This window comes from Pantoea sp. X-Soil-YNGN-844, from assembly GCF_059730595.1.
On record NZ_AP036007.1, the window covers coordinates 3,624,215 to 3,641,963 of the forward strand.

The following is a 17,749-nucleotide window of genomic DNA, read 5'->3' on the forward strand; positions in this document are numbered from 1 at the left end:
AAAAATAAACGGCTCTCAATCGAGCCGCTGATTTTCCCTGATGACAGGGAGGGCGTATTCTAGGGAATAGTGCGAACAGTAGCAAATGTAATCTGCCTTATTTTTCGTCGCCTCCCTAATAAAGTGCCCTTCTGGCTCAACTAACCAGTTTTCTGGCCAGTTGGTTATGCTGATGCAGCACGGCTGGCAGTTCAATTCCGGCCAGTTGTCCGTCACGCACCCTGACTTTTCCGTTGATGATGCTGTAAGCGACCTGCCCCGGATTACAGAACACCAGGGCGGCGACAGGATCGTGCCCTGCCCCGGCAAGACCAATGCGATTCAGGTCAAAGATCGCTAAGTCAGCCATCATGCCCGGTGCAATGGCGCCCACGTCGTCGCGATTCAGCACTTTTGCTCCACCCAGCGTCGCCAGCTCCAGAGCCTGACGAGCCGTCATCGCATCCGGACCGAAACCCACGCGTTGCAACAGCATCGCCTGACGTACCTCTGCCATCATGTCTGAGCTGTCATTGGAGGCTGACCCATCCACGCCCATACCGACATGGACACCGGCATCACACATGTGGCGTATTGGTGCTATACCCGAACCGAGACGCATGTTTGAACAGGGACAGTGTGCAACGCCGGTTCCGGTACGTGCAAAAAGCTCCATACCATGCTGATCCAGTTTTACGCAGTGTGCATGCCAGACATCCGGCCCTACCCAGCCGAGGTCCTCAACGTACTGCGCTGGCGTCATGTTGAATTTCTCGCGGCTATAGCGGATATCGCTGTCGTTTTCCGCCAGATGAGTATGCATCGAGACTTTGAAGCTGCGTGCCAGTGCAGCGGACTGCTTCATCAGCTCACGACTGACCGAGAACGGTGAACATGGTGCCACCACGATGCGTAACATCGAGCCGTGGCTGTCATCGTGATAGCGCTCAATTACACGCTGCGTGTCCCTGAGGATGGCGGCTTCATTCTCAACCAGCGAATCAGGCGGCAGGCCACCCAGGGATTTACCGACGCTCATGCTGCCCCGGCTGGCATGGAAACGCATGCCCATTAACGCTGCAGCCTCAATGCTGTCGTCAAGCTTACAGCCGTTAGGGTAGACATAGAGATGGTCACTGGTGGTGGTACAACCGGAGAGCATTAACTCGGCCATCGAAATCTGCGTTGAGATATGAATCATCTCAGGTGTCAGATTCTGCCATAGTGGGTAGAGGTGGGTAAGCCAGTTGAACAGTTCGCCGTTTTGTACCGCAGGAATAGCCCGGGTCAGGCTCTGATACATGTGATGATGCGTATTAATCAGGCCAGGTATAACAATGTGTCCCCGCAGATCGATAATCTCATCTGCGCTATCGGGTAACGATCCTGCTTCCCCGACCGCAACGATCTGATTTCCTTTAATCAGAATACTGGCGTTCCGTATTTCCCGCCGGTCGGCATCCATGCAGACCACGCATTCAGCATTCTTCAGTAACAGAGTTCGTTCCATGCTATTGCCTGTGGGTTGTGATTGTGTGCTACCCGATAATAGCGGCAAGCTTTTGGCAGAGCTAATCGCAGGTAACGCAGCTAACAGTGGCAGCTTTATCAATGACCGGCGTAAGCGGTCAGGACTCTCCATTTTCACAGCACATTTCCTTGTACAGTTATGATAACCCGGACCTTTATGGCCCGCAGCTTTCAGGCCTCATTGCCTGAACCGTCTCAGCTTAGACCTGACAATCTGCTAGATTTTTGAGCACCATCAAATCTGCTCTGTCACAGGCACAAATGGATCAACCCCGATTACAGGCAAAAAAAAACCCCCTGCCGAAGCAGAGGGTTTCCTCAGAGAATACAATTCTTATTACAGAACCGCTTTCTCGATTACGCGAACCAGGGTCCAGGATTTAGTCTTGGACAGTGGACGGCATTCGCGGATTTCTACCACGTCACCAATTCCACATTCATTGTTCTCGTCATGGATGTGCAGCTTGGTCGTACGTTTGATGAATTTGCCGTAGATCGGGTGTTTCACAAAACGTTCGATAGCAACAACTGCAGATTTCTGCATTTTGTCACTTACTACACGACCCTGCAGAGTACGGATTTTATCGGTCATTACGAACCCGCCTTCTCAGTCAGTAAAGTCTTAACGCGTGCAACATCACGGCGAACCTGTTTCAGCAGATGAGTCTGCTGCAGTTGGCCAGATGCTGCCTGCATGCGCAGGTTAAATTGCTCACGCAGCAGATTAAGCAGCTCAGTGTTCAGCTCTTCAACGCTTTTTTCACGCAGCTCAGTTGCTTTCATTACATCACCGTCTTAGTTACAAAGGTGGTTTTGATAGGCAGTTTTGCTGCTGCCAGCTTGAATGCTTCACGGGCCAGCTCTTCTGGTACGCCGTCCATTTCATACAGGACTTTACCAGGCTGGATCAGGGCAACCCAATACTCTACGTTACCCTTACCTTTACCCATACGCACTTCCAGCGGCTTCTCGGTGATCGGTTTGTCCGGGAATACTCGGATCCAGATCTTACCTTGACGCTTAACTGCACGGGTCATAGCACGACGTGCTGCTTCGATCTGACGAGCAGTCAGACGACCACGGCCAACAGCTTTCAGACCGAAAGTACCGAAGCTGACATCCGTACCCGCAGCCAGACCGCGGTTACGGCCTTTGTGCACCTTACGGAATTTCGTACGCTTTGGTTGTAACATCAGCGACTCTCCTTACTTACGGCCTTTACGCTGCTGCTTTTTAGGTTGAGCAGCCGGTTCCGGTTGTTCAACAGCAGCCATACCACCCAGGATCTCACCTTTGAAGATCCATACCTTAACGCCGATTACACCATAAGTGGTGTGCGCTTCAGAGGTGTTGTAGTCAATGTCAGCACGCAGTGTGTGCAATGGCACGCGACCTTCACGATACCATTCGGTACGTGCGATCTCAGCGCCACCCAGACGGCCGCTAACTTCAACTTTAATACCCTTCGCGCCAAGACGCATGGCGTTCTGAACTGCACGCTTCATAGCACGACGGAACATCACACGACGCTCCAGCTGTGAAGTGATGCTGTCAGCTACCAGTTTCGCGTCCAGTTCCGGCTTGCGGACTTCGGCGATATTAATCTGTGCAGGAACGCCAGCGATTTTCGCGACGACCGTGCGCAGTTTTTCTACATCTTCGCCTTTCTTACCGATAACGATGCCCGGACGAGCGGTGTGAATAGTCACACGGATGCTCTTCGCTGGACGCTCGATAACGATACGAGAGACAGATGCTTTAGCCAGTTCTTTAGTCAGGAACTGACGTACTTTAAAATCGCTGTCCAGGTTGTCAGCGAATTCGTTGGTGTTCGCAAACCAGGTAGAGTTCCATGGTTTTACAATACCCAGGCGAATACCATTAGGATGTACTTTCTGACCCATTGCTAGTCTCCAGAGTCTCAGCGATCGGACACAACCACAGTAATGTGGCTGGTGCGCTTCAGGATGCGATCTGCACGACCTTTGGCACGCGGCATAATGCGTTTCATGGTCGGACCTTCATCAACGAAAATTTTCGTGATTTTCAGATCGTCGATATCAGCGCCATCGTTGTGTTCGGCGTTAGCAATGGCAGATTCCAGAACTTTTTTGACCAGTACAGCCGCTTTCTTATTGGTGTAGGTCAAAATGTCCAGTGCCTGCGACACTTTCTTACCGCGAATCAGGTCAGCAACAAGGCGAACCTTCTGAGCAGAAGAACGAGCGTGGCGATGTTGAGCTAAAGTTTCCATCTCTTCCTCCTACTTATTTCTTCTTGGCTTTTTTATCAGCCGCGTGACCGCGATAAGTACGTGTCGGCGCGAATTCACCCAGTTTGTGACCAACCATTTCGTCGGAAACAAAGACAGGAACGTGCTGACGACCATTATGGACAGCGATGGTCAAACCGATCATGTTAGGAAAGATCGTTGAACGACGGGACCAAGTGCGCAAAGGCTTCTTGTCACCGCTTTCCACCGCTTTCTCTACCTTCTTCAGCAAGTGCAGGTCAATAAAAGGACCTTTCTTGAGAGAACGTGGCATGGCTTATCCTCTAATATTATTTGCTACGGCGACGTACGATAAATTTATCAGTACGCTTGTTGCTACGGGTCTTCTTACCTTTGGTCTGAACGCCCCACGGAGTTACCGGGTGCTTACCAAAGTTACGACCTTCACCACCACCGTGCGGGTGATCAACTGGGTTCATCGCGGTACCACGAACGGTCGGACGAACACCACGCCAACGGGCTGCACCAGCTTTACCCAGAACGCGCAGCATATGCTCAGCGTTGCCGACTTCGCCCAGTGTTGCGCGGCAGTCAGACTCGACTTTACGCATTTCACCTGAACGCAGACGCAGGGTAACGTAAGAACCTTCACGCGCAACGATCTGCACGTAAGCACCAGCTGAGCGAGCAATCTGACCGCCTTTGCCTGGTTTCATTTCTACGTTATGCACGGTTGAACCCACCGGGATGTTACGCATCGGCAGTGTGTTACCTGCTTTGATCGCAGCATCAACGCCAGATTGGATCTGGTCGCCGGCTTTCAGGCCTTTAGGGGCCAGGATGTAACGGCGCTCGCCGTCTTTGTACAGAACCAGTGCGATGTTCGCAGAGCGGTTCGGATCGTACTCAAGACGTTCAACGGTTGCCGGGATACCATCTTTGTTGCGTTTGAAGTCAACAATACGGTAAGCCTGCTTGTGACCACCACCGATATGACGGGTAGTGATACGACCATTGTTGTTACGGCCACCGGATTTGCTGTTTTTTTCTACCAGCGGGGCAAATGGTTTGCCCTTGTGCAGCTCCGCGTTTACCACTTTAACTACATGGCGACGACCCGGAGATGTCGGTTTACATTTAACAACTGCCATTGTCTTTCTCCTCCGACTTACTCAGCGCCGCCAGCGAAGTCCAGATTCTGGCCTTCTTTCAGGGTGACGTAAGCTTTTTTCCAGTCGCTACGACGACCGATACGCTGTCCTTGACGCTTAACTTTGCCCTTAACTACCAGGGTGTTTACGTCTTTAACTTCTACTTCGAACAGTTTCTCAACAGCAGCAACGATCTCTGCTTTGGTCGCGTCATTAGCAACTTTGAGAACGATGGTATTAGTTTTTTCCATCGCGCTAGATGCTTTTTCAGATACGTGCGGCGCGCGCAGTACTTTCAGCAGACGTTCTTCACGGATCATGCCAGCATCTCCTCAACTTGCTTAACTGCATCAGCAGTCATAACGACTTTGTCGAAGGCGATCAGGCTAACTGGGTCGATACCGGATGCATCACGCACGTCAACCTTGTACAGGTTACGCGCAGCCAGGAACAGATTCTCATCCAGTTCACCGGTGATGATCAGCACGTCTTCCAGAGCCATGTCTTTCAGTTTCTGTACCAGCAGCTTGGTTTTCGGTGCTTCTACAGCAAATGATTCGACAACGATCAGACGATCTTGACGTACCAGTTCGGACAGGATGCTTTTCAGCGCGCCGCGGTACATCTTTTTGTTAACTTTTTGACTGTGGTCCTGCGGCTTCGCAGCAAAGGTCACGCCACCTGAACGCCAGATTGGGCTCTTTACAGAACCTGCACGCGCACGGCCGGTGCCTTTCTGACGCCATGGCTTTTTGCCTGAACCGGTTACTTCGGCGCGAGTTTTCTGCGCGCGAGTACCCTGGCGGGCGCCAGATGCGTAAGCAACAACAACCTGGTGAACCAGCGCTTCGTTGAAATCACGACCGAAGGTAGTTTCGGAAACAGTCAGCGCGCTCTGCGCGTCTTTCAATACTAATTCCATTGCTATCCCCTTACGCCTTCACAGCTGGTTTAACGATCAGGTCGCTACCGGTAGCACCGGGAACTGCACCTTTAACCAGCAGCAGGTTGCGCTCAGCGTCAACACGTACTACGTCCAGACTCTGAACGGTTACGCGCTCATTACCCAGCTGACCTGCCATTTTCTTGCCTTTGAACACTTTGCCCGGAGTCTGGTTCTGACCGATAGAACCCGGAACGCGGTGAGACAAGGAGTTACCGTGAGTAGCGTCCTGGGTACGGAAGTTCCAGCGCTTAACGGTACCGGCGAAACCTTTACCTTTAGAGGTACCGGTTACGTCAACTTTCTTAACTTCAGCGAAAATCTCAACGCTGATGCTCTGACCTACAGAGTACTCTTCACCTTCAGCGGTGCGGAATTCCCACAGGCCACGGCCAGCTTCAACGCCAGCTTTAGCAAAATGACCAGCTTCAGGTTTGGTCACACGGTTTGCTTTTTTAGCACCGGTGGTAACCTGAATTGCCTGGTAACCATCGTTTTCCAGGCCTTTGACCTGAGTAACGCGGTTCGCTTCAACTTCGATTACGGTGACGGGGATAGAAACGCCATCTTCAGTGAAGATGCGGGTCATGCCCACTTTTTTACCGACTAAACCAATCATTGTTTCAACCTCTCAATCGCTCGATGACCTGATTAACCCAGGCTGATCTGCACGTCAACACCGGCAGCCAGATCCAGACGCATCAGAGCATCAACCGTTTTTTCAGTTGGCTCAACGATGTCTACCAGACGCTTGTGAGTGCGGATTTCGTACTGATCACGCGCATCTTTGTTAACGTGCGGAGAGATCAGAACAGTAAAACGCTCTTTGCGGGTTGGCAGCGGGATTGGACCACGAACCTGCGCACCAGTGCGCTTGGCGGTCTCAACGATTTCCGCGGTTGATTGATCGATCAGACGATGATCAAACGCTTTAAGACGGATACGGATTCTTTGGTTCTGCATGAGACCAGAGCTCCAAACTTTTTATAGACGAAAAAAATTACTACTCGAGCCCATTACGATTGATGGGAGAGTGTAATCGTTCAGCATATAACTCCCCAATTGGGAGTATTGTCAGGCGGCCTATATTTCAGCCGTCTGCGATTCTGCTCGAATCGCGCCTGCAATATCTGCAGGCCCGCGCATTATACGTAAATCTGTTCAGGAAGCAACCCGTGTTGCGGTTTTCCCTGTTAAATAGTGGCCGGTTCATGCGGCACGCGTCGCAATGCAGTGCCGCAGAGCGGTTAAACCACAAATTTTGTTGCGAGCACTTTTCCGCCGTTATTTATCCATGGATGACACAGATTAAGAAGCCGATGAAAGTGCTCTTAACCTCTCATCCGGAGCAGCATCATGTCACTGTTCACTCAATTCACAGCACTCGCTGGCGGAGGCGCACTGGGAAGCTTTCTTTCGCTGGCCTGTATGCGCTTCTCACCCGCCCTCTCACCGGCTCAGTGGTTTGTCGCACTCTGCTTTCCCGGTTCACGGTGTGATTGTTGTCAGCAGCACCTGCTATGGCACGATGCGCTGCCATTGATTAGCTGGCCACGGCTAAAAGGTCGGTGCCGCTTCTGTCATCATCCGTTCGGTGCGGAAAGCTTTGTCACTGAATGGCTGGTCGCAATACTTTGCCTGCTGGTGTTGCAAAGCTTCACCGATTCTGCCGACGCTATCTTCATCATTACTGCCTCCAGCCTGCTGCTTCTGGTGGCTGCCATTGATCGCCACCACTTCTGTATACCTGACCCGCTCAGCTATCTGCTGCTCTGGCTGGGATTACTCCAGGCCAGCGCGACCGGAAATGAAACAGCAGCGATATGGGGCGCCCTGTCGGGCTACTGTACATTGTGGCTGCTCGCCTGGAGCTATCGGCAGGTTCGGGGCTACGAAGGATTAGGTTATGGTGATATCAAGCTTTTCGCGGCGTTAGGCGCGTGTTGTGGATGGCAAGCACTACCCTGGATTGCACTGGGTAGCACTTTTCTGGCACTGGCGACAATTGTAATGCTGCAGCGTCGGGGGATAATTCAGGGGAAAAGCCCGCTGCCATTTGGCCCTTTCCTGGCCATTGCGGGCTGGGTAACGATCGTGCTGCAGACCCGATTCACTCTTCTTTGATTTGAGCCTGCAGATAGTTCTGGATACCCATCTTCTGGATTAACTCAAGTTCCGTTTCAATCCAGTCGATGTGATGCTCTTCATCAGCCAGGATTTCAATCATCATGTCACGGCTGACATAGTCATGTACCTTGTCAGCATAGGAGATGGCCTCACGCAGATCTTTAGCGCCTTCCAGCTCCAGATTCAGGTCTGAACTCAGCATCTCCTCGACGTCTTCACCAATACGCAGACGTCCCAAATCCTGAAGATTTGGAATGCCCTCAAGAAAGAGAATGCGTTCAATGTATTTGTCAGCATGCTTCATCTCGTCGATCGATTCGTGATACTCCACATCGTTGAGGCGCGTCAGCCCCCAGTTTTTAAACATGCGCGCATGCAGAAAGTACTGGTTGATGGCAACCAGTTCATTTCCAAGCAGTTTATTAAGATGACTGATAACTTTGATATCGCCCTTCATTATTAACCCTCCGCGTCTGGTTTATTAGAGCGTAGATGTGGTTAAAAAGAAGTCAAAAAAACGCGACAGATATTGTGGGTATCCACACATCCAGGGTCAGTCAGGCAATCTCTTTATAGAGCGGGGCATGCTGCATCTCTTCATCCATAATCTCACGCGCAGCACGAACGCATTTGCCACACTGTTTGCCTACCGGAACAAACTGGCGCAGCTGCTGAATAGATTTGGGCTGATATCGACGCACAACTTCACGAAGGGTTTTATCACTGATGGCATTACACAGGCAGACGTACATTGATTCATCACTCGGGTACATTTTCTGTACACAGTGTAAATGCGAATCGTTTTTATTTCAAACCTACCCTTTGCAGGGTTATGGCCATTTTCAGAGCAAAAAAAAGAGCACCGAAGTGCTCTTTTTCACTGTGTTGCAGTAGCCGTTTGCACGACCACAGCAGGTATCACAATTAAGCGATAACTTTAGCAACAACACCCGCGCCAACGGTACGGCCACCTTCGCGGATTGCGAAGCGCAGACCTTCGTCCATTGCGATTGGGTGGATCAGGGTAACAACCATTTTGATGTTGTCGCCTGGCATGACCATTTCAACGCCTTCTGGCAGCTCTACTGAACCGGTTACGTCAGTTGTACGGAAGTAGAACTGTGGACGATAGCCTTTGAAGAACGGAGTATGGCGGCCACCTTCGTCTTTAGACAGAACGTAAACTTCTGACTCGAACTGGGTGTGTGGCTTGATTGAGCCTGGCTTAGCCAGAACCTGGCCACGCTGGATGTCTTCACGCTTGATACCGCGCAGCAGAACACCACAGTTTTCGCCTGCCTGACCCTGGTCCAGCAGCTTACGGAACATCTCAACACCGGTACAGGTTGATTTCGCAGTATCTTTGATACCCACGATTTCAACTTCGTCGCCGACTTTAACGATGCCGCGCTCAACACGACCGGTAACAACAGTACCACGGCCAGAGATTGAGAATACGTCTTCGATTGGCAGCAGGAACGGCATGTCGATCGCACGCTGTGGTTCTGGGATATAGGTATCCAGATGCTCAGCCAGTTCGATGATTTTCGCTTCCCACTCAGCTTCGCCTTCCAGCGCTTTCAGAGCAGAACCACGAACGATTGGAGTGTCGTCGCCTGGGAAGTCATATGCTGACAGCAGGTCACGAACTTCCATCTCTACCAGTTCCAGCAGCTCTTCATCATCAACCATGTCGCACTTGTTCAGGAACACGATGATGTAAGGAACGCCAACCTGACGACCCAGCAGGATGTGCTCACGGGTCTGTGGCATCGGGCCATCAGTCGCAGCAACAACCAGGATCGCGCCGTCCATCTGCGCAGCACCGGTGATCATGTTTTTCACATAGTCGGCGTGGCCTGGGCAGTCAACGTGTGCGTAGTGACGAGTCGGGGTTTCATACTCAACGTGTGAAGTGTTGATGGTGATACCACGAGCTTTCTCTTCTGGTGCGTTATCGATCTGATCGAATGCACGAGCCTGGCCGCCGTAAGTTTTAGACAGTACGGTGGTGATAGCTGCAGTCAGGGTGGTTTTACCGTGGTCGACGTGACCGATGGTGCCCACGTTTACGTGCAGTTTGTTACGCTGAAATTGCTCTTTCGCCATGGCGATAATTCCTTACGTTGTGCCTTCACCATCTGGGTGAAGGCATCAGTTCAAATTTAAACCGTAGCTTATTTGCTACGAGCTTCAATAACGGCCTGCGCTACGTTGTTCGGCGCATCGTCATACTTCAGGAACTCCATGGAGTAAGAAGCACGACCTTTGGTCAGAGAACGCAGCTGAGTTGCGTATCCGAACATCTCAGACAACGGAACTTCAGCGTGAATCTGAACACCAGTAGCGTTAGATTCCTGCCCTTTGAGCATACCACGACGACGGCTAAGGTCACCGATAACATCACCCGTGTTCTCTTCTGGCGTTTCAACTTCAACCTTCATGATAGGCTCAAGCAGAACAGGTGTCGCTTGTTTAAAGCCTTGTTTGAAGGCAATAGACGCGGCCAGTTTAAACGCCAGTTCTGAGGAGTCGACATCATGGTAAGAACCGAAGTGCAGACGCACGCCCAGATCCACAACCGGATAACCAGCCAGAGGGCCTGACTTCAGCTGCTCCTGGATACCTTTGTCAACCGCAGGGATGTATTCACCAGGAATCACACCACCTTTGATGTCGTTGACAAATTCGTAACCTTTCGGGTTCGAACCTGGCTCCAGTGGGTACATGTCGATAACAACATGACCGTACTGACCACGACCACCAGACTGCTTGGCGTGTTTACCTTCAACATCGGTAACTTTGTTGCGAATCGCTTCACGGTAAGCAACCTGTGGTTTACCCACGTTTGCTTCAACGTTGAACTCACGCTTCATGCGGTCAACGATGATGTCGAGGTGCAACTCACCCATACCCGCAATGATGGTCTGGTTAGATTCTTCATCAGTCCATACGCGGAATGATGGGTCTTCTTTCGCCAGACGGCCCAGAGCAAGACCCATTTTTTCCTGGTCAGCTTTGGTTTTTGGTTCAACGGCGATAGAGATTACCGGCTCCGGGAACTCCATGCGCTCAAGGATGATGACGTTCTCTGGGTCACACAGGGTGTCACCAGTGGTCACATCTTTCAGGCCGATTGCAGCTGCGATATCACCCGCACGGACTTCTTTGATCTCTTCACGCTTGTTAGCGTGCATCTGAACGATACGGCCCAAACGCTCACGGTTTGACTTAACCGGGTTGAACACGGTGTCGCCTGTGTTAACAACACCAGAGTAAACGCGGAAGAAGGTCAGGTTACCCACAAACGGGTCGGTAGCGATTTTGAACGCCAGTGCAGCAAACGGCTCGTTGTCGTCTGAGTGACGAACAGCCGGCGTGTCTTTACCGTCGTCCAGCATACCGTTGATCGCGGTAACGTCAGTCGGTGCTGGCAGATATTCAACAACTGCATCCAGCATCGCCTGAACACCTTTGTTCTTAAATGCAGAACCACAGGTTACCAGGATGATTTCGTTGTTCAGAACACGCTTACGCAGAGATGTTTTGATCTCTTCTTCAGTCAGTTCTTCACCACCGAAGAATTTCTCCATCAGCTCATCAGAGCCTTCAGCAGCGGCTTCAACCAGCTTCGCACGCCATTCTTCAGCCAGTTCCTGCATATCAGCTGGGATATCTTCGTAAACGAAGGTCACACCCTGATCTTCGTCGTTCCAGTTGATTGCTTTCATTTTCACCAGGTCAACAACACCGGTGAATTTCTCTTCTGCGCCAATAGCCAGCTGCAGAGGAACTGGAGTTGCGCCCAGACGAACTTCCATCTGGTTAACAACTTTCAGGAAGTTAGCACCCATGCGGTCCATTTTGTTAACGAACGCAATGCGTGGAACTTTGTATTTGTTAGCCTGACGCCATACGGTCTCAGACTGTGGCTGAACGCCACCAACTGCACAGTAAACCATTACCGCGCCATCAAGCACACGCATAGAACGTTCTACTTCGATGGTGAAGTCAACGTGTCCTGGGGTGTCGATGATGTTGATATGGTGTGGTTCGAACTGCTTAGCCATACCAGACCAGTAACAGGTGGTCGCAGCGGAAGTGATGGTAATACCACGTTCCTGTTCCTGCTCCATCCAGTCCATGGTTGCTGCGCCGTCATGTACTTCACCGATTTTGTGGTTTACACCGGTGTAGAACAGAACGCGTTCGGTAGTGGTAGTCTTACCGGCGTCGATGTGCGCACTGATACCGATGTTACGGTAGCGAGCAATGGGTGTTTTACGAGCCATTTGATTCCTCGGTTTTTCGGACGTTCAAAATTAGTCAACCCCAGCGGGTTGGCCCTTTGGGCGCCCGCTGGTTTAACAACTACGCGACTGTTACCAGCGGTAGTGAGCGAACGCCTTGTTGGCTTCAGCCATACGGTGAACGTCTTCACGTTTCTTCACTGCAGTACCTTTGTTCTCTGCAGCATCAGAAAGTTCGTTCGCCAGGCGAAGAGCCATTGATTTATCACCGCGTTTACGAGCAGCATCTACGATCCAGCGCATTGCCAGGGCATTACGACGAACCGGACGGACTTCAACTGGTACCTGATAAGTAGAACCACCAACGCGACGTGACTTAACTTCGACAGTCGGACGCACGTTTTCCAGCGCTACTTCAAAGGCTTCCAGGGAGTTTTTACCTGAACGCTGAGCCAGGGTCTCAAGCGCGGTATAAACAATTGATTCTGCAGTAGATTTTTTACCATCTACCATCAGGATATTTACAAATTTGGCCAGCAGCTCTGATCCGAACTTAGGATCTGGCAGAATTTTACGCTGACCAATGACGCGACGACGTGGCATGGAAATACTCCGTTGTTAATTCAGGATTGTCCAAAACTCTATGAGTTTATTATGACATTTAATTTAAAACGTTTGGCCTTACTTAACGGAGAACCATTAAGCCTTTGGCTTCTTCACGCCGTACTTGGAGCGAGCCTGCTTACGGTCTTTAACACCTGAGCAGTCCAGCGCGCCACGAACGGTGTGGTAACGCACACCTGGCAGGTCTTTTACACGACCGCCACGGATCAGGATCACGGAGTGTTCCTGCAGGTTATGACCTTCACCGCCGATGTAGGAGGTAACTTCAAAACCGTTGGTCAAACGCACACGGCAGACTTTACGCAGTGCGGAGTTTGGTTTCTTAGGAGTGGTGGTGTACACACGAGTACAAACGCCACGTTTTTGCGGGCAAGCTTCCAGCGCCGGCACGTTGCTCTTTGCAACTTTGCGGACGCGTGGTTTGCGAACCAGCTGGTTAACTGTTGCCATTAAATAGCTCCTGGATTTGCTTTTGCTTCGTAAACACGTAATAAATCGCCTCGTAGAATTACGAGGAGGCAGAATTTTAGGGCTGAGTCAAAGGGGTGTCAAGAAATAACCAGGTTTTAGCCGATTACCAGACCATTTGTTGCGGATGCCTGATCGTTAGCGTGACAAAGCCAGTATAGTCTACTGACTGCACGCTGCTCGAAATTTGTTCAGTAAGTCCGCGCGCCTGGACATCCTCAGCAAGCACCCATAGCGTTGCTTTACACGCTGACAACTGCGCCAATGCGCGACTGCCTGCTAAGGCAGCCAACACACCATCCTGCAGCAGCAGCAGGTCATCACCCTCACCCGCGATTAAAAGCAGGGTTTCGAGGTCACAATGGGCCGGCGAGTGCATTAAAGTGTGCAGCATTAACGTCTCTTAAAAAGTCAGAATGCGATCGTAGCTGGCCAGCGTCTGCCGCAGCTCCGGCGCGTCCAGCAGCGTAACATCCAGCAACCGGTCAGCGTCAACCGCTAATCCACGCGCTATCAGCGATGTCCGGCAGAGATAACACTGTTCAATGTCATACAGTGCCAGCACGCCAAAGGTCGCAGCATAGTGACGACTCTTAATCGCCTCAGGCTGCTGGTGCAGATTGAGCTGCAGTACGCCATCACCAATAAAAAACAGGCCGATATCTTCACTGAGTGCGCCCGTAGCCAGCGCGGCATCCAGCCCCTCACGTCCTGCACTGCTACCGTGCGGGGCCCGGGTAAAGACAAATGCGACACGATTCATCAGAACTGCACCATACGTTCACAGCTCAGCGCCGCTTCTGCCAGCGCACCCAGCCCGCTCAGGGTAAAACCCGGCTGCAGGTTACTGCCCGCCAGCTGGAGTCGGGCCGCTTCCTGCTGATCGCTGACACCACGCCGCAGCGCAGCCGCTACACAGATGTTCAGTGCCACACCCTGCTCCTGATGTAATGTCTGCCACGCGCGTACCAGATCAAACTCATCGCTGGCCGGTGCGGTGAGCTGATTAGCGTTCAGCACCCCTTCGCGATAGAAGAATACGCTGTCAAGCTGATGGCCCGCCGTCAGCAGCGCGCGGGCGAACAGATATGCACTGGTCGCCTGTTGCGTCCCATAAGCCGGGCCGGTGACCAGCAGGGTATAGCGCATTACCGATCCTGTCCCTGGAAGTCGCCATTTTTAAACTGACGGATGTAAAGATAAACGGTGTGCTTCGAGATGTTCAGACGATCTGCCACCTGGTTAATGGCATCTTTAATGTCAAAGATTCCCTTCTCATACAGGTTCAGCACAATCTGACGATTCTTGGCGTTGTTCGACACGTTGCGATCGGCACTCACCTCTTCAATGGTGAACTCCAGCGTCTGCATCACCAGATCGTCGACCGAACTGGCGAAGTTGACGTTGGAATCAACCTGCTGCATCTCAGGCGGCATGAAAGTCGACATGATCTGTGAGAACGGCACATCCAGGTTCATGTTGATGCAGAGCAGGCCAATAACCCGTTGCTGGCGGTTACGGATCGCGATGGTGACCGACTTCATCAGCACGCCGCTTTTGGCACGCGTGAAATAGGCACGTGACACGTTGCTGTCCGCGCCATGCATATCATGCAGCATACGCAGGGCCAGGTCGGTAATCGGCGAACCGACTTTACGACCAGTGTGTTCACCATTGGCGATACGCACGGCCGAACACTTCAGATCTTCAAGCGAATGCAGGACAATTTCACAATGCGAGCCGATCAACATCGCCAGGCCATCCACGACAGCCTCGTACGATTTCAGAATATCGTAATCAGTTTCTTCGAACGGGCGCTGCTCCAGAAGATCGAAGTCGCTCAGTTCACCCGGATTGAATGGATTAGACATTGAAGAGTATCACCCTGAATGGCTGGAGCCTGTCACAGCGGCTTATGGGCAGACTCAATATTGGGATAATTAGGCAGGCATTAGTCTGGCAAATGTCGTCGGCTTATGCCAGAGGTTTGTCGTGAAGCTAAAATGAAACCGCCACCCGGAGGCGGCGGTCAGCAGATTACTGCGCTTTTTCTGCAGCAGCAGGCGCAGGGGCCTGTGCTTTTTCATCTGCTTTAGGCGCGGGTTTGATATCAAGCAGTTCAACATCAAAGACCAGGGTGGAGTTAGCCGGGATGCCCGGAACGCCGTTTTTGCCGTAAGCCAGATTCGGTGGGATCACCAGCTTGATCTTGCCACCTTTCTTCACGTGCTTCAGACCTTCAGTCCAGCCTGGGATAACGCCATCCAGACGGAATGAGAGCGGCTCGCCACGGGTATAAGAGTTGTCGAATTCATTACCGTCGATCAGCGTACCTTTGTAGTTCACCACGACAGTGTCGCTGTCTTTAGGTGCGTCGCCAGTACCTTCTTTCTCAACTTTATACAGCAGGCCGCTTTCGGTTTTCTTCACGCCGCTCTCTTTAGCAAATTTGGTTGCGAAAGCGTCGCCCTTTTCAGCATTCTCTTTCGCATCTTTTTCCATTTTCGCTGAGGCTGCGCCTTTCACGCGGCCTTCAAAGGATTGCAGCGTCTGCTCAATCTCTTCGTCAGACAGTTTGCTCTTGCCACCAAACGCATCCTGAACACCAGCAATCAGCTGCTGCTTATCCAGTTTGATGCCCAGTTTTTCCTGCTCCTTCAGGGAGTTGTCCATGTAGCGACCCAGTGAAGCACCCAGTGCGTAGGCAGACTGCTGGTCTTCATCTTTGAAAGCCGCATTCTTAGGTGCCTGAGGCGCGGACTGTGGCGCGGCGGCTGGTGCAGCCTGTGGCGCCGCAGCGGTGTCTGCTGCCATTGCCATTGATGCATTCAGTGCAACAGCCATGGTGGTAGCTAACAATGTGACTTTAAACAGTGATTTCATCCATTCTCCAAAACCGAAGCGTCTAACCTCGGGAAACATTGCGGACTTCAGGGCCCACACTATAACTTTACGTGGCAGTGTCGAACACTCCCACAATGTAATTACCCGGTCTACCTCCGACCTTTATAACATCGGGAAGTTTCATCAGAGATGATGCCGCGCTGCCTTTTTTCAAGCGCAACGCCTCCGGGCGTGAAAAAAACAGGTGATTCCTGGCATTCAGGTCGTAGAATCACGCCCTGAGTCGCACCTTAACAGAGGAAGAGGTCATGCAACAATCTGAGTGGGAACAGCGTCTGGAGACGTTAGAGAGCAAACTGGCCTTTCAGGAGATGACCATTGAGCAGCTGAACAGCGCGGTGGTTCAGCACGAGCTGGAGATGAACAAGATGCGTGAGCAGATGCGCATTTTGACCGACAAGCTCAAAGCGAATGCGCCCTCGATGGTCGCCTCGCAGTCTGAAGAGACGCCACCGCCACACTACTGATGGTGGGCAGTATCTGGCCCCGGCTCAGCCGGACCGAACCAGAGTATCAGCCAAAAGAAAGGCCACCCGGAGGTGGCCTTAAAAGGTCTGTTGAGACTTAGTGGCTGCAGCCGCAACCGCCAGTACCACAACCGCCTTTACCGTGGTCGTGGTCGTGATCATGGCCGTGATCGTGGTCATGATGATGGCCATCTGCACCGTGAACGTGGCCATGAGCCAGCTCTTCCGGTGTGGCTTCACGGATAGCAACCACTTCAACGTTGAAGTTCAGGTTCTGACCCGCCAGCATGTGGTTACCATCAACCACGACGTGATCGTCTTCCACTTCGGTGATTTCTACCGGTACCGGACCCTGATCGGTCTCTGCCAGGAAGCGCATGCCAACCTGCAGTTCGTCAACGCCCATGAAGACGTCTTTAGGTACGCGCTGCACCAGGTTGTCGTCATACTGACCGTAAGCATCGTTTGCCGGGATATGCACGTCAAACTTGTCGCCGGCAACGTGGTTTTCCAGCGCATTTTCCAGACCAGAAATCAGGGAACCATGACCGTGCAGGTAGTCTAACGGTGCACTCACCGGTGACTCGTCAACTAACACGCCGTCTTCTGTACGTACCTGATAGGCCAGGCTTACCACCAGGTCTTTTGCTACTTTCATGATATCTCCTAACCGTTGAGAGCTGAGATCCCGTCTCATTGGTCTATTCTTGCGTGCAATAACACCAACCAGAAAGGTTCGGGGTTGAGTGCAAGAGGGGTTTCACTTTCTCTTGCGACTTCAGCCTTAATGGCGTCAATTGTAACGGAATTCAATCCCGCTGTAAGTTTAAGCGTGAAAAAAGCTGCCCGATTCCGCTATTCAGGATGGAAAATGCCGATAACCTGCTCATTGGTCCGAACCTGATCGCGCGCCTGCTTATCTGCCTCACGCATCTGATGACCACATTTCACACACTCCACCACATCGACATTGTTTTCACGCCACATCGCCAGCGTGTCCTTCTCCTGGCAGTGCGGGCATGTCGCACCAGCAATAAAACGTTTACGCATTAGCTTCTGCCTGTTTAAAAAGT

At 51.8% G+C, this 17,749-nt stretch carries 27 protein-coding genes; 2 read left to right on the forward strand and 25 right to left on the reverse strand.

The genetic code is table 11. The features are described 5' to 3' along the window. Positions 1-136: 136 nt before the first annotated feature. The 12 genes from AC6I8C_RS16845 to rpsJ all read right to left on the reverse strand — a co-directional run bounded on the left by AC6I8C_RS16845 (position 137) and on the right by rpsJ (position 6,799). Positions 137-1,489 (reverse strand): 8-oxoguanine deaminase, encoded by a 1,353-nt coding sequence (locus tag AC6I8C_RS16845; protein WP_497823097.1) that lies wholly within the window; start codon positions 1,487-1,489, stop codon positions 137-139. Between the two features lie 357 nt (positions 1,490-1,846). Continuing rightward, positions 1,847-2,101, reverse strand: coding sequence for a 30S ribosomal protein S17 (gene rpsQ / locus AC6I8C_RS16850; RefSeq protein ID WP_003850147.1), 255 nt, complete (start codon positions 2,099-2,101; stop codon positions 1,847-1,849). Then, complete coding sequence (gene rpmC / locus AC6I8C_RS16855) at positions 2,101-2,292, reverse strand: 50S ribosomal protein L29 (RefSeq protein WP_003850146.1); 192 nt, start codon at positions 2,290-2,292, stop codon at positions 2,101-2,103. Before rpmC ends, rpsQ begins: the two co-directional genes overlap by 1 nt. Further along, on the reverse strand, positions 2,292-2,702 hold the full coding sequence (gene rplP, locus AC6I8C_RS16860; RefSeq protein ID WP_008927134.1) for a 50S ribosomal protein L16: 411 nt from the start codon (positions 2,700-2,702) through the stop codon (positions 2,292-2,294). Before rplP ends, rpmC begins: the two co-directional genes overlap by 1 nt. Before the next feature lie 12 nt (positions 2,703-2,714). After that, positions 2,715-3,413: a 30S ribosomal protein S3 gene (gene rpsC, locus AC6I8C_RS16865; protein WP_008927135.1), complete on the reverse strand. Its 699-nt coding sequence runs from the start codon at positions 3,411-3,413 to the stop codon at positions 2,715-2,717. 17 nt (positions 3,414-3,430) lie between these two features. Beyond that, positions 3,431-3,763 carry a 50S ribosomal protein L22 gene (gene rplV / locus AC6I8C_RS16870; protein ID WP_008927136.1) on the reverse strand — a complete coding sequence of 111 codons (333 nt, stop codon included), beginning with the start codon at positions 3,761-3,763 and terminating at the stop codon, positions 3,431-3,433. Positions 3,764-3,776: 13 nt separating this feature from the next. Next, a complete protein-coding gene (gene rpsS / locus AC6I8C_RS16875) occupies positions 3,777-4,055 on the reverse strand; it encodes a 30S ribosomal protein S19 (RefSeq protein ID WP_001138115.1) in 279 nt (92 codons plus the stop codon). A 16-nt stretch (positions 4,056-4,071) separates the two neighbouring features. Next, positions 4,072-4,893, reverse strand: a complete 822-nt coding sequence (gene rplB / locus AC6I8C_RS16880) for a 50S ribosomal protein L2 (RefSeq protein ID WP_013359239.1) — start codon at positions 4,891-4,893, stop codon at positions 4,072-4,074. A gap of 17 nt (positions 4,894-4,910) precedes the next feature. After that, positions 4,911-5,213, reverse strand: a complete 303-nt coding sequence (gene rplW, locus AC6I8C_RS16885) for a 50S ribosomal protein L23 (RefSeq protein WP_003850708.1) — start codon at positions 5,211-5,213, stop codon at positions 4,911-4,913. Beyond that, a complete protein-coding gene (gene rplD / locus AC6I8C_RS16890) occupies positions 5,210-5,815 on the reverse strand; it encodes a 50S ribosomal protein L4 (protein ID WP_003850711.1) in 606 nt (201 codons plus the stop codon). Before rplD ends, rplW begins: the two co-directional genes overlap by 4 nt. Positions 5,816-5,825: 10 nt before the next feature. After that, positions 5,826-6,455 (reverse strand): 50S ribosomal protein L3, encoded by a 630-nt coding sequence (rplC, locus tag AC6I8C_RS16895; protein ID WP_003850712.1) that lies wholly within the window; start codon positions 6,453-6,455, stop codon positions 5,826-5,828. A 32-nt stretch (positions 6,456-6,487) separates the two neighbouring features. Next, the gene (gene rpsJ / locus AC6I8C_RS16900) at positions 6,488-6,799 is read right to left on the reverse strand and encodes a 30S ribosomal protein S10 (protein ID WP_001181005.1); all 312 of its coding nucleotides are present in this window, start codon (positions 6,797-6,799) and stop codon (positions 6,488-6,490) included. A 393-nt stretch (positions 6,800-7,192) separates the two neighbouring features. On the opposite strand from rpsJ, the gene AC6I8C_RS16905 reads away from it, so the two are divergent. Next, positions 7,193-7,960 carry a prepilin peptidase gene (locus AC6I8C_RS16905; protein WP_497823098.1) on the forward strand — a complete coding sequence of 256 codons (768 nt, stop codon included), beginning with the start codon at positions 7,193-7,195 and terminating at the stop codon, positions 7,958-7,960. Here AC6I8C_RS16905 and bfr read toward each other — a convergent pair. From bfr to fkpA, 11 genes are all read right to left on the reverse strand, one after another. Then, on the reverse strand, positions 7,947-8,420 hold the full coding sequence (bfr, locus tag AC6I8C_RS16910) for a bacterioferritin (RefSeq protein WP_013359241.1): 474 nt from the start codon (positions 8,418-8,420) through the stop codon (positions 7,947-7,949). The two genes, AC6I8C_RS16905 and bfr, sit on opposite strands and share 14 nt — an antisense overlap. A gap of 100 nt (positions 8,421-8,520) precedes the next feature. After that, complete coding sequence (gene bfd / locus AC6I8C_RS16915; RefSeq protein ID WP_033784140.1) at positions 8,521-8,715, reverse strand: bacterioferritin-associated ferredoxin; 195 nt, start codon at positions 8,713-8,715, stop codon at positions 8,521-8,523. A gap of 172 nt (positions 8,716-8,887) precedes the next feature. Further along, complete coding sequence (gene tuf / locus AC6I8C_RS16920; RefSeq protein ID WP_135907598.1) at positions 8,888-10,072, reverse strand: elongation factor Tu; 1,185 nt, start codon at positions 10,070-10,072, stop codon at positions 8,888-8,890. Between the two features lie 68 nt (positions 10,073-10,140). Next, positions 10,141-12,255 carry an elongation factor G gene (gene fusA, locus AC6I8C_RS16925; protein ID WP_033734130.1) on the reverse strand — a complete coding sequence of 705 codons (2,115 nt, stop codon included), beginning with the start codon at positions 12,253-12,255 and terminating at the stop codon, positions 10,141-10,143. A gap of 90 nt (positions 12,256-12,345) precedes the next feature. Further along, positions 12,346-12,816 carry a 30S ribosomal protein S7 gene (gene rpsG, locus AC6I8C_RS16930; RefSeq protein ID WP_009087603.1) on the reverse strand — a complete coding sequence of 157 codons (471 nt, stop codon included), beginning with the start codon at positions 12,814-12,816 and terminating at the stop codon, positions 12,346-12,348. Positions 12,817-12,912: 96 nt separating this feature from the next. Continuing rightward, positions 12,913-13,287, reverse strand: coding sequence for a 30S ribosomal protein S12 (gene rpsL, locus AC6I8C_RS16935; RefSeq protein ID WP_003852912.1), 375 nt, complete (start codon positions 13,285-13,287; stop codon positions 12,913-12,915). Positions 13,288-13,411: 124 nt separating this feature from the next. Next, entirely contained in the window at positions 13,412-13,699 is a 288-nt protein-coding gene (gene tusB / locus AC6I8C_RS16940; protein WP_033734132.1) for a sulfurtransferase complex subunit TusB, read from the reverse strand. A 9-nt stretch (positions 13,700-13,708) separates the two neighbouring features. Beyond that, a complete protein-coding gene (gene tusC, locus AC6I8C_RS16945; protein ID WP_497823099.1) occupies positions 13,709-14,068 on the reverse strand; it encodes a sulfurtransferase complex subunit TusC in 360 nt (119 codons plus the stop codon). After that, positions 14,068-14,454 (reverse strand): sulfurtransferase complex subunit TusD, encoded by a 387-nt coding sequence (tusD, locus tag AC6I8C_RS16950; protein WP_135907595.1) that lies wholly within the window; start codon positions 14,452-14,454, stop codon positions 14,068-14,070. Before tusD ends, tusC begins: the two co-directional genes overlap by 1 nt. Then, positions 14,454-15,176 carry a helix-turn-helix transcriptional regulator gene (locus tag AC6I8C_RS16955; protein ID WP_013359249.1) on the reverse strand — a complete coding sequence of 241 codons (723 nt, stop codon included), beginning with the start codon at positions 15,174-15,176 and terminating at the stop codon, positions 14,454-14,456. The genes tusD and AC6I8C_RS16955 overlap by 1 nt, the downstream gene beginning before the upstream one ends. Before the next feature lie 166 nt (positions 15,177-15,342). Continuing rightward, positions 15,343-16,188, reverse strand: a complete 846-nt coding sequence (gene fkpA / locus AC6I8C_RS16960; RefSeq protein ID WP_061063525.1) for an FKBP-type peptidyl-prolyl cis-trans isomerase — start codon at positions 16,186-16,188, stop codon at positions 15,343-15,345. Between the two features lie 269 nt (positions 16,189-16,457). On the opposite strand from fkpA, the gene AC6I8C_RS16965 reads away from it, so the two are divergent. Further along, positions 16,458-16,676 (forward strand): SlyX family protein, encoded by a 219-nt coding sequence (locus AC6I8C_RS16965; protein ID WP_013359251.1) that lies wholly within the window; start codon positions 16,458-16,460, stop codon positions 16,674-16,676. A 97-nt stretch (positions 16,677-16,773) separates the two neighbouring features. On the opposite strand, the gene slyD is transcribed toward AC6I8C_RS16965, so the two are convergent. Together slyD and AC6I8C_RS16975 are read right to left on the reverse strand one after the other, a co-directional pair. After that, positions 16,774-17,334, reverse strand: coding sequence for a peptidylprolyl isomerase (gene slyD / locus AC6I8C_RS16970; protein WP_009087618.1), 561 nt, complete (start codon positions 17,332-17,334; stop codon positions 16,774-16,776). A 197-nt stretch (positions 17,335-17,531) separates the two neighbouring features. Further along, positions 17,532-17,726: a YheV family putative zinc ribbon protein gene (locus tag AC6I8C_RS16975; RefSeq protein WP_010253033.1), complete on the reverse strand. Its 195-nt coding sequence runs from the start codon at positions 17,724-17,726 to the stop codon at positions 17,532-17,534. Positions 17,727-17,749: the final 23 nt, after the last annotated feature.

Excerpts from the sequence above, each read along its gene's own strand:
- AC6I8C_RS16845 (WP_497823097.1), bottom strand. The coding sequence starts at position 1,489 with ATGGAACGAACTCTGTTACTGAAGAATGCTGAATGCGTGGTCTGCATG.
- rpsQ (WP_003850147.1), bottom strand. The coding sequence starts at position 2,101 with ATGACCGATAAAATCCGTACTCTGCAGGGTCGTGTAGTAAGTGACAAA.
- rpmC (WP_003850146.1), bottom strand. The coding sequence starts at position 2,292 with ATGAAAGCAACTGAGCTGCGTGAAAAAAGCGTTGAAGAGCTGAACACT.
- rplP (WP_008927134.1), bottom strand. The coding sequence starts at position 2,702 with ATGTTACAACCAAAGCGTACGAAATTCCGTAAGGTGCACAAAGGCCGT.
- rpsC (WP_008927135.1), bottom strand. The coding sequence starts at position 3,413 with ATGGGTCAGAAAGTACATCCTAATGGTATTCGCCTGGGTATTGTAAAA.
- rplV (WP_008927136.1), bottom strand. The coding sequence starts at position 3,763 with ATGGAAACTTTAGCTCAACATCGCCACGCTCGTTCTTCTGCTCAGAAG.
- rpsS (WP_001138115.1), bottom strand. The coding sequence starts at position 4,055 with ATGCCACGTTCTCTCAAGAAAGGTCCTTTTATTGACCTGCACTTGCTG.
- rplB (WP_013359239.1), bottom strand. The coding sequence starts at position 4,893 with ATGGCAGTTGTTAAATGTAAACCGACATCTCCGGGTCGTCGCCATGTA.
- rplW (WP_003850708.1), bottom strand. The coding sequence starts at position 5,213 with ATGATCCGTGAAGAACGTCTGCTGAAAGTACTGCGCGCGCCGCACGTA.
- rplD (WP_003850711.1), bottom strand. The coding sequence starts at position 5,815 with ATGGAATTAGTATTGAAAGACGCGCAGAGCGCGCTGACTGTTTCCGAA.
- rplC (WP_003850712.1), bottom strand. The coding sequence starts at position 6,455 with ATGATTGGTTTAGTCGGTAAAAAAGTGGGCATGACCCGCATCTTCACT.
- rpsJ (WP_001181005.1), bottom strand. The coding sequence starts at position 6,799 with ATGCAGAACCAAAGAATCCGTATCCGTCTTAAAGCGTTTGATCATCGT.
- AC6I8C_RS16905 (WP_497823098.1), top strand. The coding sequence starts at position 7,193 with ATGTCACTGTTCACTCAATTCACAGCACTCGCTGGCGGAGGCGCACTG.
- bfr (WP_013359241.1), bottom strand. The coding sequence starts at position 8,420 with ATGAAGGGCGATATCAAAGTTATCAGTCATCTTAATAAACTGCTTGGA.
- bfd (WP_033784140.1), bottom strand. The coding sequence starts at position 8,715 with ATGTACGTCTGCCTGTGTAATGCCATCAGTGATAAAACCCTTCGTGAA.
- tuf (WP_135907598.1), bottom strand. The coding sequence starts at position 10,072 with ATGGCGAAAGAGCAATTTCAGCGTAACAAACTGCACGTAAACGTGGGC.
- fusA (WP_033734130.1), bottom strand. The coding sequence starts at position 12,255 with ATGGCTCGTAAAACACCCATTGCTCGCTACCGTAACATCGGTATCAGT.
- rpsG (WP_009087603.1), bottom strand. The coding sequence starts at position 12,816 with ATGCCACGTCGTCGCGTCATTGGTCAGCGTAAAATTCTGCCAGATCCT.
- rpsL (WP_003852912.1), bottom strand. The coding sequence starts at position 13,287 with ATGGCAACAGTTAACCAGCTGGTTCGCAAACCACGCGTCCGCAAAGTT.
- tusB (WP_033734132.1), bottom strand. The coding sequence starts at position 13,699 with ATGCTGCACACTTTAATGCACTCGCCGGCCCATTGTGACCTCGAAACC.
- tusC (WP_497823099.1), bottom strand. The coding sequence starts at position 14,068 with ATGAATCGTGTCGCATTTGTCTTTACCCGGGCCCCGCACGGTAGCAGT.
- tusD (WP_135907595.1), bottom strand. The coding sequence starts at position 14,454 with ATGCGCTATACCCTGCTGGTCACCGGCCCGGCTTATGGGACGCAACAG.
- AC6I8C_RS16955 (WP_013359249.1), bottom strand. The coding sequence starts at position 15,176 with ATGTCTAATCCATTCAATCCGGGTGAACTGAGCGACTTCGATCTTCTG.
- fkpA (WP_061063525.1), bottom strand. The coding sequence starts at position 16,188 with ATGAAATCACTGTTTAAAGTCACATTGTTAGCTACCACCATGGCTGTT.
- AC6I8C_RS16965 (WP_013359251.1), top strand. The coding sequence starts at position 16,458 with ATGCAACAATCTGAGTGGGAACAGCGTCTGGAGACGTTAGAGAGCAAA.
- slyD (WP_009087618.1), bottom strand. The coding sequence starts at position 17,334 with ATGAAAGTAGCAAAAGACCTGGTGGTAAGCCTGGCCTATCAGGTACGT.
- AC6I8C_RS16975 (WP_010253033.1), bottom strand. The coding sequence starts at position 17,726 with ATGCGTAAACGTTTTATTGCTGGTGCGACATGCCCGCACTGCCAGGAG.